The following is a 14,924-nucleotide window of genomic DNA, read 5'->3' as shown; positions in this document are numbered from 1 at the left end:
TTGATTATTATTTGGAGCCGAATAAATAAAATGTTAAATTGTCCGGATCTTGAGGCTCCTCTAACGCCTCGTTTCGAAAAGTATTTCTTTTTATGAAAGCACTAATAAGACTATCACTGAGCATCTGCACGCTGAGCTTTTTAGCTGGATGTGGTGAGAGTGTGAATCACGAGCAAATTCGTGAAAAAGGCTTCATTTATTGCGGCCAAGGTAATCCTAGCACCTTCAACCCACAACTGGTTGATAGTGGCATTACCTCAGAATCGCTGAGCCCTCAGATTTTCGATACACTGCTTACTCTTGATCCAATGACTTACCGACCAAAACAGAACTTGGCAACAAGCTGGTCTGTCGATGAATCGGGTACAGAGTACACTTTCAAACTGCGCCCTAATGTTGCGTTCCAAACCACAGACTGGTTTACCCCAACTCGCAGTATGAATGCACATGATGTGGTCTTTAGTTTTGATCGAATCATTGATAGTTCAAACCCATTTCATTATGTAGGCGGCGGCCTATACCCATGGTTTGCCGGTATCGACTTCCAAAACCTGATCGTCGATATCACTGCGGTTGATGACCTAACGGTGAAATTCCAATTAAGTCGTCCAGACAATTCGTTTCTCAACAATATCGCCACCAGCTATGCGGTCATTCATTCTAAAGAATATGCCAATAAACTCATTGCTGCGGATGAGAAGAATGAAATGGACTCCAAGCCCGTTGGCACAGGTCCTTTCTACTTAGATGAATACCAAATCAATGATCTAGTACGCTTGAAAAAGAACAAGCACTATTGGAAGGGTGACGTAGAAATGGATCAAGTTGTGTTTGATACTTCACAACGTGGGACGGGGACTCTTGCCAAGCTACTACGTAGTGAATGTGATGTATTGAACTCACCGATTTCTAGTCAGATTCCTATTATTCAAGCTCATGAAGAGTTGAAGATTTCCGCCACGCCTGCGGTTAATGTGTCTTTCATCGCACTGAACACTGAGCACCCCGCACTACGTGACTCACGAGTGCGCAAAGCATTGAACTTGGCTATCAATCGTCAGAACATTCTTGATTCTGTGTACTACGGTACAGGCACAAAAGCCTACACCTTGCTTCCCCCGACTTCTTGGGCTTATCAAAAAGACAGCGTTCAAGTTCGCTACGACCGAAACTACGCGGTTGCGCTTCTAAAAGAGGCTGGCGTCGAACCAGGATTAGAACTTTCAATGTGGGTGCCATTGGAGCCAAGAGCTTACAACCCAAGCCCAAGAAAAACAGCAGAATTAATCCAAGCAAATTTAGCTGATATTGGTATCGAACTTAAGCTCTATACTGACGACCGATTTGATCGTACACAGCTGTCATCAATTTCCTCCACAGACTTATTACTCACAGGTTGGATCGGCAACACGGGCGATCCAGACAACTTCTTACGTCCGCTTCTCTCATGCAGCTCAGAACGCGCGGGATTAAACGTCTCTATGTGGTGTAATTCAGACTTTGATTTCCTTCTCGACTTGGCATTGGAAATCAATCAACAAAGGCATCGCGTGAATCTGTATCGACAAGCCCAAAACATATTGAATGAAGAGGTTCCTGTGATTCCTCTCGCTCATGGCGTGCAATTTCGCGTGCACGATCGTTCGCTAACAGGCTTCAAACAGAGCCCATTCAATGCCCAACCTTTTGATCAAGTCAGAAGAGAGGTGCGGTGATGTTTTGGTATACCTTAAGACGTGTAAACTTATTCATTATTACTCTGGGGATTCTGACTTTAGTTGGCTTCGCTCTGCTTCGATTAGATCAAACCTCACCTTGGGCGATTCAAGATTTTTGGCCCGGTTGGCTTAGCTATATCACAGAATTATCGACACTGAACTTTGGCTTGAGCAAACAAGGGGCGCCTATCATCGATGAGCTTGTCGTGGTATTCCCTGCAACGTTAGAACTGTGTTTCTTTGCCTTTGTTCTGGCTCTGTTTATCGGTATTCCTTTCGGCACGATTGCAGGTATGAGACAAGGCAAGTTTGTCGATACAACAATATCGTTTACTTCAATGGCTGGTTACTCTGCGCCTATATTTTGGGTCGCATTACTAATGATCATGGTGTTTTCGTTGCACTTTGAGATGTTCCCTGTTGGTGGCCGATACGATCTACTTTATGAAATTGAGCACGTCACAGGCTTCGCTATGATTGATGCTTTTTTTGCCGAAGGTCGTTACCGAGCGCACGCATTGCAAAGTGTTATCGAGCATATGGCGTTACCGTGTCTTGTTTTGGCACTAGCCCCCACGACTCAGGTAATTCGACTGATGAGAGCATCAGTGGCTGAAGTGATGACTCAAAACTACATCCGCGCCGCACGAATTAAAGGTCTTTCAACAAGAGAGATCGTCACGCAGCACGTGTTAAGAAATGCGATACCACCAATTATTCCAAAGGTTGGCGTTCAACTATCCAGTATGTTAACTCTCGCTATCATTACCGAGTCTATTTTTAACTGGCCGGGTATTGGCCGCTGGTTGTTAGATGCTTTATCTAATCAAGATTACGTTTCAATTCAAGCTGGCGTAATTGTGGTCGCGACGTTGGTTCTGACCGCGAACATTTTGTCAGACCTATTGGGCGCAATGGTCAATCCACTGGTAAGGAAGGAATGGTATGCTAACAAATAACGTCTACCAGGAAGAGCAAATTCCAACCCAGTTTGAGCGTTTTTGGCGAAGCTTTCGTGCCAACAACCTAGCGATGTTTGGGTTATGGTGTTTAGGGCTGATCATTTTAGTGACGATAACTTCGCCTTGGTTGGCACCACATGATTCTCAAGAACAAACGGGGCATTTGTTAACACCGCCCTCTTGGGATCCGGCTGGTACGGTCGAGTATTTCCTTGGTACCGATGACTTAGGCCGAGACATTCTTTCTCGTCTGATTATTGGTTCACAGCTAACCTTTGGCGCAGCGGTCATCATTACCTTCATTGCAGCAGTCATAGGCTGCTTGATTGGCGTTGTCGCGGGCATGACTCGAGGGTTGCTATCAAGCACGCTAAACCACCTGCTTGATACCGTTATGTCGATTCCGTCTTTGCTTCTCGCGATCATCTTTGTGGCTTTTCTCGGCTTTGGTGAATTTAATATCTTACTGGCGCTGTGTTTGGCTCTAATACCACGCTTTATCCGCTCGGTGTACATTGCCGTGCATGCCGAGGTAGAGAAAGACTATATTCTTGCTTCGCGCCTTGATGGTGCGAACGACTTCTATTTGTTATGGAACTCAATTGTTCCTAATATTCTGACCGTTGTTGCGCTTGAGATTACACTGGCGCTGTCCGTCGCTATTCTCGACATAACTGCTTTAGGCTTCTTAGGTTTAGGCGCACAAGCACCGAGCACTGAGTGGGGCTCAATCTTGGGTGACTCAGTTGAACTGATTTACCTAGCACCATGGACAGTAACCCTACCCGGCTTAGCTATTATGTTTACCGTTATCGTTGTTAACCTCGTGGGTGAAGGTGTTCGCCAAGCGCTAAATGCAGGAATCGAATAATGCCGTTACTTGATATTCGACACCTAACCATCGAAATTGAAACCCCACAAGGGATGGTTAAAGCCGTTGACCGAATGAGTCTGACCCTGAATGAAGGGGAAATCCGTGGTCTGGTGGGTGAATCAGGCTCAGGTAAAAGCTTGGTTGCGAAAGCGATCGTCGGAGTTTGTAAAGAAAACTGGAAAGTGTCTGCTGACCGAATGCGCCTTGGCAATATCGATTTGCTTCAGCTGACACCCAAAGAACGACGTCGTGTGATTGCTCGCGATATCGCCATGATCTTCCAAGAACCATCCTCCTGTCTTGATCCCTCTGAAAAAGTAGGTCATCAACTCATTGAAGCGATTCCTTCATATTCTTTCGAAGGCCGATGGTGGCAACGATTCAAATGGCGCAAGAAGCAGGCCGTTGCTCTACTGCATAAAGTCGGCATTAAAGATCACTCTCGCCTGATGGACAGCTATTCGTATGAGCTGACTGACGGTGAATGTCAAAAAGTCATGATTGCGATGGCGATTGCAGCCAAACCAAAGATCTTGATTGCCGATGAGCCGACAAACGATCTCGATCCAATCACTCAATCGCAGATCCTGCGCTTATTGAGCCGAATGAATCAACTTCACAACACGACGATTCTCCTCATCGGACACGATTTAACGACTATCACTCAATGGGCAACACGAATCACCGTGATGTATTGTGGCCAGTCAGTAGAATCAGCGGATACAGCCAAACTGTTGGATGTGCCAAAGCACCCCTATACCGTCGCACTGCTAAAAGCGATGCCTGACTTCAACGATTGGATTCCACACAAAGAAAAATTGCAGTCGCTGCCAGGGTCAATCCCTCCATTGCAGCATCTACCGATTGGTTGTCGATTAGGGCCACGCTGTCCTTACGCACAAAGACAATGTGTTGAGATCCCTCATACCAAACGTATTAAAAGCCACAAGTTTAATTGTCACTTCCCTCTCAATATGGAGAAGAAAAAGAAATCATGAGTGCATTATTAGAAGTCAGCGAGTTATCAAAAGACTTTACGACACGCTCTGGTCTTTTCCGTAAAAAGATTCATCAGGCAGTCAAACCTGTGAGCTTTAGCCTGGAAGCCGGTCAAACTATTGGTTTTATCGGTCAAAATGGCTCTGGGAAATCGACATTAGCACGAATGCTTGCAGGTATGGTTGAACCTACCTCTGGCGAAATTCGTGTTAACGGTGAAAGGCTAGAGCACAAAGACTATTCAACGCGCTGTAAGCTGATTCGTATGATCTTCCAAGATCCCAACACCTCGCTTAACCCGCGCATACAGATAGGTCGAATCCTTGAAGGCCCTTTAAAGCGAAACACTGGCATGCCTCCTGAAGCCCGTATGAAGCGTGTGAAGGAAACTTTGTTGCGTGTTGGACTTTTACCAGAGCATGCTTACTTTTACCCGCAAATGCTGGCTGCAGGTCAAAAACAAAGGGTATGTTTGGCGCGCGCCTTAATCCTTCAACCTTCTATCATTGTTGCAGACGAAGCCTTGAACGGTTTAGACATGGCGATGCGTTCTCAGATCATCAACCTGTTCTTAGAGCTTCAAGAAGAGATGGGTGTATCGTTTGTTTACGTGTCCCAGCATATCGGTATCGTTAAACACATCACCGATAAGATCATTGTCATGCACGAAGGAAACGTCGTTGAGTCTGGGGAAACACATGAAGTGCTCACCAACCCAACCCACCAGATCACTCAAAGACTGGTAGAAAGCCATTTCTTCAAAGCGCCGAACCACTAGCTCATAAGCTCGCTCCCATCGCTAATAATAACGTAGAGATGGGAGATTTCGATGTGGTTCTCAAGGAGGAGAAACACTTGTTGATACGAATTCCAAACCTCACACAAGTTCTCTTACTTGTATTCCCTATATTAACATTTCCGTTATTAGCACTGCTTTCTTTCAACGCTGCCAGCACTCCACTCACTTGGCTTGATAAAACGTTTGTCGAAAATGCCTTTTGTGATGTCGCGTTACGCCACGAATACGCTCAAGGCAACAAACCGCTCGCCAAATGGAAACGTCCAATCAAAATATGGATCGATCACCGAGTCGGCGACGAAGAGCTTCATCAAGAGCTCACTGAATTGCACGTCCAGCACCTAGCGAAAGTCACCCAACATCCGATTAAAATCGTCACTCGAGAATCGGATGCAAACGTTAAATGGATATACACAAGGCAGAGTCAGTGGATAGCTGAAGCCAAAACTGTACTCAAACTGAAATCGACACAGCATCTAAACAGCGCTATCTGTACTGCTGGCTATCGAACCAATTCCAAAGGGGAGATTGTATATGCAGGGATTGTGATCCCAGTGGATCAAGCAAGAGCAAGAGGAAAGCTGGTCGCCTGTATTGTTGAAGAGATAACACAGGTACTTGGGTTACCCAATGACTCAGACAAAGCCTACCCTTCTATATTCAATGACTACACGCCAGAAGACTTATTATCGCCACTAGATGTGGTACTCCTAAAGCTTTTGTATGAACCAGAATTGAAGGTTGGAATGACCGAATCAGAAGCAAAACCCATAGTTCGAAAGATATTGAAGAGATACAGCGAAACAGGTGTACTTCAAGAAGCTTCTAAAGCAGCACAGCAGGCACCTTTGTATCAACTTATTGGGTATTGACGAAAATACGTTGGAAAGCAGCTTAGAAAGGAAAAATAGAATAACAGCGCTGTCCGAGATAAGACAACGCTGGCTTACAATTTGACGAGAGAATTAGCGCTTTGCAGCCTGCTTCTTCAGCTCAAAGTCGAATTCGTCAGGGAACAAGATAACCCCTTCTTCTTGCTCGTTCGGGAATACCACAACGGCAAGTTCATCGTCTTCTAGACCGTTAGTCCAGCGACTGTGCCACTTGTTCAAAGAGATAGACTCTGCTTTACACTCAGACCAATCACCCGTCGCCCACGATTCTGCGAACTCTTGGTTTGGCCATACTGGAACACAATCTTCGTCTTCGGTGTTTAACATCACACAACCGTGCTCATCGGTTAAGATCCATACTTCACGGTTCGCTACGATTTCTTTCACACAGTATTTCAGGCGTTGTTCACCCGTATACTTATTAATTTCAGCGATTATTTTATCGTCTAGCTGTGTAGTCATCTTAATTTCCTACGTTAGTCAGTAACTTTGTTCATTTTATGCTGAGTAGCATTAACTTCAAATATTTCTATTGAGAAGAAAGTCTACTTCAAAGAAAAACGCCTGCTAAATTAGCAGGCGTTTATAATTAAGCGACTTGGTTAAACAAGCTCGCCTTGAAGCCAAGGCCAACCTTGCTTCTTACGGCTAAGTGTATTTTCCATCATCAATACACCGTCTTTCTCGAATTTAACCAGCTTATCAGCCCACTCACCTTTGTATAGAAGACGAGTTTGAGCTGTAGTGATATCTGTCAGCATTACTGCAGCGAACGCTAGACCATCTTTCTCACAACGCGCTTCAAGATCAGCTTCTAGCGCTTCGATCATGCCGTCTACTTGCTCAAGAGTAGCAAGCTCAACTTGACCAACAACAACATCGCGACCGTTGAATGGGTAGCCTTTAAGGTCTTTTTCTACTAGCTGTGCAGCAGATAGGCCTTCGATGTTTGTTTTAGCAATTAGAAGTGCTTTGATGAAAGCATCAACGTCTGTTACGCCAGCGATTTCAGCAAGCTCAGCAACAGCGTCTTTGTCTTTTTGAGTACATGTTGGAGAGGCAAAACCAACTGTGTCTGAAAGAATTGCAGACATCATCAGTTTAGCGATCTGTTGAGAGATAGCATGACCTTCAATCTTGAACATGTTGAAAAGTACAGTGTTTGTACAACCAACAGGCCAGATCCAAGCTTCCATAGGGTTAACTGTCATCACGTCACCTAGACGGTGGTGATCGACAATGCCTACGATCTCTGCTTCAGCAACATCGTCTGGTGCTTGTGCTAGATCTGAGTAGTCTACTAACCAGATTTTCTCACCAGCAACAGAAGTACGAAGTTCTGGCTTTTCAGCACCAGCGACTTCTAGAATGTGTTGAGTTTCGCGGTTGATCTCGCCTTGGCGAATTGGTGTCGCTTCCTCGCCACGAGCTTTAAGAAGCTCTGTTGCAACTAACGCACTACAAATACTGTCACTATCAGGGTTTTTGTGACCAACAACTAAAATCATGTTTCTTCCTATTACACTAACAATTACGACTCTACCTTTAGAGCCTCTCTTTATTAGCCATACTTTACCTCATTTTTTCAGATTGGTCATGTTTCGTAAGTTTAGCCAATGGTAACAATAGATAAAAAAACAACAAATACAATTGATAATTATTATCATTCGTATATATTTATCTTAAACCACTAATTTTGAGTAACACCTATGGATCGACTAATCTCTTTTTTGCCAAGCAGTAGCGCTGCGAAAACAACTCAGTTTTCACTGTCATTTAAGCGCCTGCTTTTGCCTATTTCACTTGCTGCTTTAGTTGTGGCGCCTGCCACTCGAGAATTGACGGTTACTACCTTGTCAGACGCCTTTTGGGCCGTGTCTTGTTATGTTGCTCTGACCTTAGCGATTTACCACGGGTTAAGCTTGTACATAAACAAAGATAACGTCTTCAACAAGCTCGTCCATCAATCCCGTTCGAACCAAGTGGTATTCGCGGCTCTCATGGGAGCGTTGCCCGGCTGTGGCGGTGCGATAGTGGTGACCACACAATTTATCTCGGGAAAACTCGGATTTGGTGCCGTCGTTGCGGTGCTAGTCTCAACCATGGGTGATGCAGCCTTCCTGCTCATTGCAAGCGAACCCAAGACTGGTTTAGCCATGATGACGATGGGCGTGATTGTCGGCACTGCGTCAGGCCGAATCATTAATTTGTTTCACGCAGACGACTTCTTACGCCCAAAAAAAGCAGAGAAAAATGAAGCGGTGAGCAGCTGTGCTTCCCAATCTCAAGACAAAGAAGCGGTCTCTAAAAAAGCGATAAACCTACAAGGTTATCTATGGTCTGTACTCATTATTCCAGGTGCCGTGGTTGCCCTACTTGGTTCTTTTCAAGTGGACGTAAATGAGTTGCTCGCTTTGCCCGAAATGTCGATGGAATGGGCGGGAACTGTTTTGTTGATTAGCTCGATGTTTCTATGGGGCCTCACCCGTGAAATTGAAGATTACAAATCAGCAGTAAGTGAAGACGAGAAATGTGTAGGCTCTCATCCACTACAAAAAACGGCTCAAGATACTAATTTCGTAACAGCGTGGGTTGTGGTTGCTTTCTTATTTTTTGAATTTGGTTCTGTGCTAGCAAATGTAGATTTTGCGACGCTATTCTCAAGTTGGGGCATCATGCTCCCCCTGGCTGGCGTGTTGATGGGGCTATTACCTGGCTGTGGTCCTCAGTTGTTGGTGACTAGTCTTTATCTTTCAGGTGCACTGCCACTCTCGGCTCAAGTCGGTAATGCTATTTCGAATGATGGTGACGCGCTATTCCCTGCTATTGCAATGGCACCGAAAGCAGCGCTTGTAGCGACCTTGTATTCCAGTGTTCCCGCTTTGATTTGTGCATACGGTTATTGGTTTATGTTCGAAGTGTAGCTTTACGCTCAATCTTCAAGGTTTACGCTCAGCTCCATAGGTTTCTACTAGGTCGGTACTTTGTATCGGCCTTTTTATTTCCGGTAACCTAATTGCTTCCAGTAACCTAATTGTTTTCAGTGACCTAAGCTTCTCACAAGAGATTCTTTTGACTCACCCTCTCGGCTCAATTGCTTCAATAGCAGTACGTTATAGTGCTTCTCAAAGACGCCTCCATAAGTTGCGACAATGCCTAATAGAAATCCCAACACCGTACATTAGAAAAACAAAAAGCCCCTGTAAGAATCCTTACAGGGGCTTTAATTCAAGCTTTAGTCTTGGTTCTTAAGTACAAAACTTAAGAAACTTCGATTGGACCACCGAATGAAGTTACTGGAGGCAGTTTGCCTTGGAACTTCTCGAAGTTAACCAAACATGTGTTTGCTGACGTTGCTTGAGCAAGTTCAGACGTACCGATGTCTTGAGTTAGTGTGTTTGGATCGCCGTATGTATCTAGCGCGCCCACTTTCTCGTTGATCGGACCGTACCAAGCACCTTCTTCGATACGAACAACACCAGGAGCATAGCTATCCATTAGAACAGCACCTGCTAGTAGTTGACCACGGTCGTTGAACACACGTACTACATCGCCGTCTTTGATGCCTTTCTTCTTAGCATCCGTCGGGTTGATGTAGATTGGCTCACGGCCTTGTACCGCATAAGTCGCACGCCACTCTTCAGATTCACACATCTGAGAGTGAAGACGCTTGTCTGGGTGACAAGATTGTAGCCAGTACGGGTGTTTGTCAGAGCCTGGACCACCGTGTGAACGTTCAGATTTCTCGAACCACATTGGGTGTTCTTGACAGTGCTCGTAACCCATGTTGCCAACAGTACGGCTTGTGATTTCGATGAAACCAGAAGGCGTACCTAGTGCGTTGATCTCTGGATCTTCACGGAATGAAGCGTGACGAGTCCATGGCTTACCTTTACCGAAGTCTAGGAAACCTTTCTCCCAGAACTCAGCAAACTCAGGCATTTCAATCGTGCCTTCATTCGAAGCGCGGCAATCGTCATATAGAGATTTAACCCACTGCATTTCGTCCATACCACGTGTGTAGTCGTCGTAACGACCCCAACGTTTAGTCAGGCTAGACATGATCTCGAAGTCAGTCTTAGACTGGAACAGAGGATCCACTAGCTTGTGCATTGCGATCAAACCACGGCCAGAGTACGCACCGTAACCATCGATATCGTTACGTTCCCACTGAGTACAAGCTGGAAGAACAATATCAGAGTGACGACAAGTTGCAGTCCACGCGAAATCAACAGCCACTACAGTTTGTAGGCTCTTGAATGCTTTACGCATCTTGTTGCGATCTTGGTGGTGGTGCCACGGGTTGTTACCGCTGAATACCATCATCTTGATGTCAGGCAGCGTCACAGTAGAACCGTTCGCTTTGATCTTCTTACCAGGTTCAAGCAGGCTATCTACCCAACGAGCAACTGGGATTACGCGGCTGTAACCGTTGTAATCTGTGTTGGTGTGCTTAGGTGATTGACCTTGGTCGATGTTCAGCGGGAAAGAACCCGGAGCAGCGAAGCCAGTCGAAGATACACCGATACCTGAGTAGTGGTGACCGTAAGAGATACCGCCGCCAGGTAGACCAATTTGACCAACCATTGCTGCGATAACTGCACACATCCAGTAAGGCTGCTCACCGTGTTGTTGACGTTGAATACTCCAACCAACAAGAATCTGTGTACGGCCGTTAACCAACATCTTAGCGAAATCACGGATAGAGTCCGCGCTTGCGCCACAGATAGCTGAAGCCCATTCTGGCGTCTTCTCAACTTTGTCTTTCGTTTCACCTTGAACGTACTTGATGAAATCTTCAAAACCTAGACAGTAAGTTTCGATGAACTTCTTGTCGTATAGGCCTTCGTTGTAAAGAACATGAGCAACACCCAACATGAACGCCACATCAGTTTGTGGGTTGATGTACATCTGCTCGTTTTCTAAGTAACGACCTGTTTTGTTCTTCACAGGGTCAACAGAAACAACGTTGATCTCTTTCTTAGCAACTTTTTCTTTCAGCTGTTCTAGGTATGCGAATGATTCGTGAGTCTCACACGTCCAACCTACTTGCAGGTTCTTAACTGGATCGTTACCCCAAAGAACAATGTTGTCACTGTTTTCTAGGATAAGTTCCCAAGATGTACCTTGAGCATATACTTCAGTAGAACCTAGCACGTAAGGCATGATCGTTTGACCAGCACCTGTCGAGTAGTCACCGATTTTCTTCACAGAGTAACCGTGAAGTGCCATTGCACGTTGCATGTGGTTAGTACAGCTGTGGAACTGACCCGTTTGTCTCCAACCAGTTTGACCTGTGTGAAGCGCCCATGGACCGTAATCTTTCTGTACGCGTTCTAGTTCGCGGTAAACAAGGTCTAGTGCCTCATCCCAAGTCACACGAATAAAGCGGTTGTTACCACGCGTGTCTGCGCTGTATTTATGCTTCTTCAACCAATCTAGGCGAACCATAGGGTAACGCACACGTGATGGGCTGTAGATAATACCTTTAATACCTTTCAACATCTCAGTTGGGTGTTGATCGATTTCTAGAGGTTTAATTTCTTGCACTTTACCCGCGTAAACGCGAGCTCGGAATGCACCCCAGTGAGAACCAGAGACTTTCCACGCGCCGTCTGTTTCTGCAGCAGACGCTGATGCCGACGCCAATAAGCTTGGACCGATAACCGATGCCGCACTTGTAGTAGCGACACCTTTCAGAAAACTTCTTCTTGTAATTGCCATTGTGTTACTCCAATTGACGTCTTATTAGTGATGGCCTTCAGAAAAATCTGATGAGTGCTTCTGTAAATACTTAAGAACAAGTGCTTCTGTATCTGTATCGAAGTTAACGAACGCAATCATACCATCTAGCATGCCTACCCAACCGTTAGCGCTGAAGTGAGCTTCATCTGGCTGTGAGTGACACGTTGAACAGTTAGATTGGTACGCTTGACCCGCTGCGTTCCAGATTGGATCGAAGTTATCAACCATAGACTCTTTCTTCATCCAAAGTGCTAGGTTAACTTCTTCCCATGGAAGGCCAGTAAGCTCATCTTCTTTCTTCTCACCAACAGTGATAACGTCACTTTGAGAGACTTCTTTCGTCAAGATTGCAGTTGAGATGTTCATACCGAAGTCTTCTTGGATTACACGTCCGAAGCCTTTCGCTTTACGCCAACCGTCGATTTGAATCTTGATCATGTCGCCTTTTTCGTCGATAACCGCAACTTTACTTGCAGGGCTTAGTAGACCCGCTTCAACTGTTGCTGTTTCATCTGTGTACATTGGAAGGTGACGAATAGAAATAACGTCGCTACCTGATGCATAAGATGTGCTGCTTGCAACATTCTCTAGCTCACCAACAATACCGCTTGCTGATGCCATATCAAGTGGAAGGTTGTGTGCTATGCCTTTGTGACAGTCAACACAGCTTTGATCACGCTCAGCGGCATTCTTCATTTGAATACGTGCTGTTGGGCGCATGTTCTCGAAGTCCATTGAATCGTAGTTGTGACAGTTTTTACACTCTAGAGATTTGTTCGAAGAGAAACGATCCCATTCATGTTTAGCCAGTTCGATACGACGCGCTTCGAATTTCTCTGGCGTGTCTAGGTCACCAAATACTTGAGCGAATACTTCTTTAGATGCTTGCATCTTACGAGCAATTTTAGCTGTCCATTCATGTGGAACGTGACAGTCAGGACAAGTTGCACGTACACCAGAGGTATTTTTCCAGTGAACCGTTTCTTGCAGTTCTACGTAAACATTGTCACGCATAGTGTGGCAACTTACACAGAACTCTTCTGTATTTGTATGTTCTAACGCAGTGTTAAAACCACCCCAGAAAATAACACCGGCGATAAAGCCACCCATAGTTAGTACACCAAGACTGATGTGTACTGCTGGGCGAGTCATTGTTCGCCATAATTTAACTAAAAATGATTTCATGTTTAGCTCTCTTAAAAATTAGTTCTAATAAAAATGTGATAGCAAGAGGGCATTACATGCCGCCGTGTGCACCTGGGGGACCTAATACAAACACTTGCAGTGCCCAAACTAGAAAGCCGTAGCCTCCCACAAAAGCCACACTTAATATTGGAAAGAGAACCACCGCAATGAAGAGGAATGACTTCCACTCCAACGAGCGTTTTTCGCCAGTTTCAATTTTATTAACATCACTCATACATTTTGCCTATTTTGTATTTAGTAATTTCGAGTAGCCCATTCTAAGGAGCTAAAGTTCTTGAGTATCTAACAACAAATTTTAGACCATACACAAAGTAGGGTTCAATCAAATCTCCTGTTATAACCCTTGCTAATCAATACTTTTTTGAGGTCATCCAAACTTGTTTTCAGTTAAACAAAGTTATTAAAAAGTATTAACAAATGTGAAGAATTAAGTATATTTCACAAATGTTAAAAACCAACACTTACGCAACCATTTGACAACCGATTTTAACTTTTTACCTACTAAGTAGTAGCCAAAAAAGCCTCAAACAACCACTATTTTGTGTTTTGTTTGTTAAATAATTGATCGTTTTTCGAATCGATGACTTTGCAGTTGAAATGCATCATTTGGCACTTTCAGATATGATAGAAACCTCATCAAAAGGAAGCATTATGCAAGACGTTATTGATATATCTTGGTGGCAACTATGGTTTTTTAGCTCACTTCTATTGCTGCCAATTGTAATCAACCACAAGTTAAAACTTGGCCTTGGCAAAGAGGCGTCTATCAGCATCATTCGCATGGCTGTTCAGCTATTTCTGGTTGGACTTTACCTAGAATACCTGTTCACTTTGAATAGCTTGTGGGTCAATTTACTGTGGTTATTTACGATGATTATCGTTGGGGCAAGCTCGATTGTTGAAAAGTCCAAGTTACCCCGAAATCTCTTGTTAGTCCCTGTCGCTGTGAGCCTAGCGGTAACCTGTGTACCCATTGTCTTGTTCATCTGCTTATTTATCATTAAACCAACACCCGTTTTTAACGCACAATACCTTATCCCGATCGCAGGGATGTTATTGGGTAATAGCTTAAGCAGTAATATAGTGGCATTGCAGAACCTGTTTGGTGCTTTTGAAACACAGAAATCAGAATATGAAGCAGCAATCGCGTTAGGCGCGTCTCCTACTTATGCTGCAGCGCCTTTTGTGCGTAATGCTATACAGAAAGCGATGTCTCCTATTATGGCCTCAATGACAACTACAGGCTTAGTAACGCTACCGGGGATGATGACAGGTCAAATTCTCGGGGGAGCTTCACCAATGATCGCAATTAAGTATCAACTGATGATCATGTTGGCTATTTTCTTGATGATGAGCTGCTCTTTAGCGCTTGCTCTTCACCTATCGTTAAAGACTTCGTTGACCAAAGAAGGACGAGTACTCGCTCAAATACAGCCTTCAAAATAACCTCCCGACTCCTCTTAGATCTGGTTACTCACTGAATTTGATACAGGTTATCCACAGAAATTGTGGATAACCAAATCAATATAGATCCTTTTTTGCTCATTTCGGCTCGGTCAAGGATCATTGCCATTGATCCTTCGGTGATTTCAAGGACATATACACACGTGCAGATCTGCGTTGTTAAGTACTCAGGTGATAATTTAAGAAAACAACATGTAGGTTTTCCACAAAAAAATATCCGCCTTCTTAGAAGGCGGTTTTGCTTTATAACCCCCTAGAAGGGGG

General features: G+C 44.6%; 13 protein-coding genes. 8 read left to right on the top strand and 5 right to left on the bottom strand.

Going from position 1 to position 14,924, the window contains the following annotated elements; genetic code table 11:
* Positions 1–92 precede the first annotated feature (92 nt).
* Genes sapA through ED652_RS16435 form a run of 6 tightly spaced genes read left to right on the top strand, consistent with a single transcriptional unit; the run spans position 93 to position 6,224 of the window.
* Positions 93–1,715 (top strand): ABC transporter substrate-binding protein SapA, encoded by a 1,623-nt coding sequence (gene sapA, locus ED652_RS16460; RefSeq protein ID WP_122055508.1) that lies wholly within the window; start codon positions 93–95, stop codon positions 1,713–1,715.
* Entirely contained in the window at positions 1,715–2,677 is a 963-nt protein-coding gene (locus ED652_RS16455; RefSeq protein ID WP_076676592.1) for an ABC transporter permease subunit, read from the top strand. Before sapA ends, ED652_RS16455 begins: the two co-directional genes overlap by 1 nt.
* A complete protein-coding gene (locus tag ED652_RS16450; RefSeq protein ID WP_122055507.1) occupies positions 2,664–3,551 on the top strand; it encodes an ABC transporter permease subunit in 888 nt (295 codons plus the stop codon). Before ED652_RS16455 ends, ED652_RS16450 begins: the two co-directional genes overlap by 14 nt.
* Complete coding sequence (locus ED652_RS16445; RefSeq protein ID WP_076671388.1) at positions 3,551–4,552, top strand: oligopeptide/dipeptide ABC transporter ATP-binding protein; 1,002 nt, start codon at positions 3,551–3,553, stop codon at positions 4,550–4,552. Before ED652_RS16450 ends, ED652_RS16445 begins: the two co-directional genes overlap by 1 nt.
* Positions 4,549–5,331 carry an ATP-binding cassette domain-containing protein gene (locus tag ED652_RS16440; RefSeq protein WP_017108396.1) on the top strand — a complete coding sequence of 261 codons (783 nt, stop codon included), beginning with the start codon at positions 4,549–4,551 and terminating at the stop codon, positions 5,329–5,331. The genes ED652_RS16445 and ED652_RS16440 overlap by 4 nt, the downstream gene beginning before the upstream one ends.
* Before the next feature lie 38 nt (positions 5,332–5,369).
* Positions 5,370–6,224 carry a DUF2927 domain-containing protein gene (locus ED652_RS16435; RefSeq protein WP_254051712.1) on the top strand — a complete coding sequence of 285 codons (855 nt, stop codon included), beginning with the start codon at positions 5,370–5,372 and terminating at the stop codon, positions 6,222–6,224.
* A 93-nt stretch (positions 6,225–6,317) separates the two neighbouring features.
* On the opposite strand, the gene ED652_RS16430 is transcribed toward ED652_RS16435, so the two are convergent.
* The gene (locus ED652_RS16430; RefSeq protein WP_122055506.1) at positions 6,318–6,707 is read right to left on the bottom strand and encodes a DUF2750 domain-containing protein; all 390 of its coding nucleotides are present in this window, start codon (positions 6,705–6,707) and stop codon (positions 6,318–6,320) included.
* Between the two features lie 140 nt (positions 6,708–6,847).
* Entirely contained in the window at positions 6,848–7,753 is a 906-nt protein-coding gene (locus ED652_RS16425; protein WP_017104082.1) for a manganese-dependent inorganic pyrophosphatase, read from the bottom strand.
* A 201-nt stretch (positions 7,754–7,954) separates the two neighbouring features.
* Between ED652_RS16425 and ED652_RS16420 the strand changes: the two genes are divergently transcribed.
* Positions 7,955–9,169, top strand: a complete 1,215-nt coding sequence (locus ED652_RS16420) for a putative manganese transporter (protein ID WP_122055505.1) — start codon at positions 7,955–7,957, stop codon at positions 9,167–9,169.
* Between the two features lie 337 nt (positions 9,170–9,506).
* Here the strand turns inward: ED652_RS16420 and torA are convergent, their stop codons facing one another.
* Genes torA through torE form a run of 3 tightly spaced genes read right to left on the bottom strand, consistent with a single transcriptional unit; the run spans position 9,507 to position 13,410 of the window.
* Complete coding sequence (gene torA, locus ED652_RS16415; RefSeq protein WP_122055504.1) at positions 9,507–11,969, bottom strand: trimethylamine-N-oxide reductase TorA; 2,463 nt, start codon at positions 11,967–11,969, stop codon at positions 9,507–9,509.
* Positions 11,970–11,993: 24 nt separating this feature from the next.
* Positions 11,994–13,175: a pentaheme c-type cytochrome TorC gene (gene torC / locus ED652_RS16410; protein ID WP_122055503.1), complete on the bottom strand. Its 1,182-nt coding sequence runs from the start codon at positions 13,173–13,175 to the stop codon at positions 11,994–11,996.
* A gap of 52 nt (positions 13,176–13,227) precedes the next feature.
* Positions 13,228–13,410 (bottom strand): trimethylamine N-oxide reductase system protein TorE, encoded by a 183-nt coding sequence (gene torE, locus ED652_RS16405; RefSeq protein ID WP_004734591.1) that lies wholly within the window; start codon positions 13,408–13,410, stop codon positions 13,228–13,230.
* Positions 13,411–13,847: 437 nt separating this feature from the next.
* Between torE and ED652_RS16400 the strand changes: the two genes are divergently transcribed.
* Positions 13,848–14,642, top strand: a complete 795-nt coding sequence (locus tag ED652_RS16400; RefSeq protein WP_122055502.1) for an ABC transporter permease — start codon at positions 13,848–13,850, stop codon at positions 14,640–14,642.
* Positions 14,643–14,924: the final 282 nt, after the last annotated feature.

Origin of the sequence: Vibrio sp. Evd11 (assembly GCF_900382755.1) — a bacterium.
GTDB classification, from domain to species: domain Bacteria; phylum Pseudomonadota; class Gammaproteobacteria; order Enterobacterales; family Vibrionaceae; genus Vibrio; species Vibrio lentus.
This window is presented reverse-complemented; position numbering and strand designations above follow the sequence as displayed.

Bases quoted from the DNA above. Each gene is read 5' to 3' on its own strand.
- torA (WP_122055504.1), bottom strand. From the start codon at position 11,969: ATGGCAATTACAAGAAGAAGTTTTCTGAAAGGTGTCGCTACTACAAGT.
- ED652_RS16445 (WP_076671388.1), top strand. From the start codon at position 3,551: ATGCCGTTACTTGATATTCGACACCTAACCATCGAAATTGAAACCCCA.
- ED652_RS16420 (WP_122055505.1), top strand. From the start codon at position 7,955: ATGGATCGACTAATCTCTTTTTTGCCAAGCAGTAGCGCTGCGAAAACA.
- ED652_RS16455 (WP_076676592.1), top strand. From the start codon at position 1,715: ATGTTTTGGTATACCTTAAGACGTGTAAACTTATTCATTATTACTCTG.
- ED652_RS16430 (WP_122055506.1), bottom strand. From the start codon at position 6,707: ATGACTACACAGCTAGACGATAAAATAATCGCTGAAATTAATAAGTAT.
- torE (WP_004734591.1), bottom strand. From the start codon at position 13,410: ATGAGTGATGTTAATAAAATTGAAACTGGCGAAAAACGCTCGTTGGAG.
- torC (WP_122055503.1), bottom strand. From the start codon at position 13,175: ATGAAATCATTTTTAGTTAAATTATGGCGAACAATGACTCGCCCAGCA.
- ED652_RS16400 (WP_122055502.1), top strand. From the start codon at position 13,848: ATGCAAGACGTTATTGATATATCTTGGTGGCAACTATGGTTTTTTAGC.
- sapA (WP_122055508.1), top strand. From the start codon at position 93: ATGAAAGCACTAATAAGACTATCACTGAGCATCTGCACGCTGAGCTTT.
- ED652_RS16435 (WP_254051712.1), top strand. From the start codon at position 5,370: ATGGGAGATTTCGATGTGGTTCTCAAGGAGGAGAAACACTTGTTGATA.
- ED652_RS16440 (WP_017108396.1), top strand. From the start codon at position 4,549: ATGAGTGCATTATTAGAAGTCAGCGAGTTATCAAAAGACTTTACGACA.
- ED652_RS16450 (WP_122055507.1), top strand. From the start codon at position 2,664: ATGCTAACAAATAACGTCTACCAGGAAGAGCAAATTCCAACCCAGTTT.
- ED652_RS16425 (WP_017104082.1), bottom strand. From the start codon at position 7,753: ATGATTTTAGTTGTTGGTCACAAAAACCCTGATAGTGACAGTATTTGT.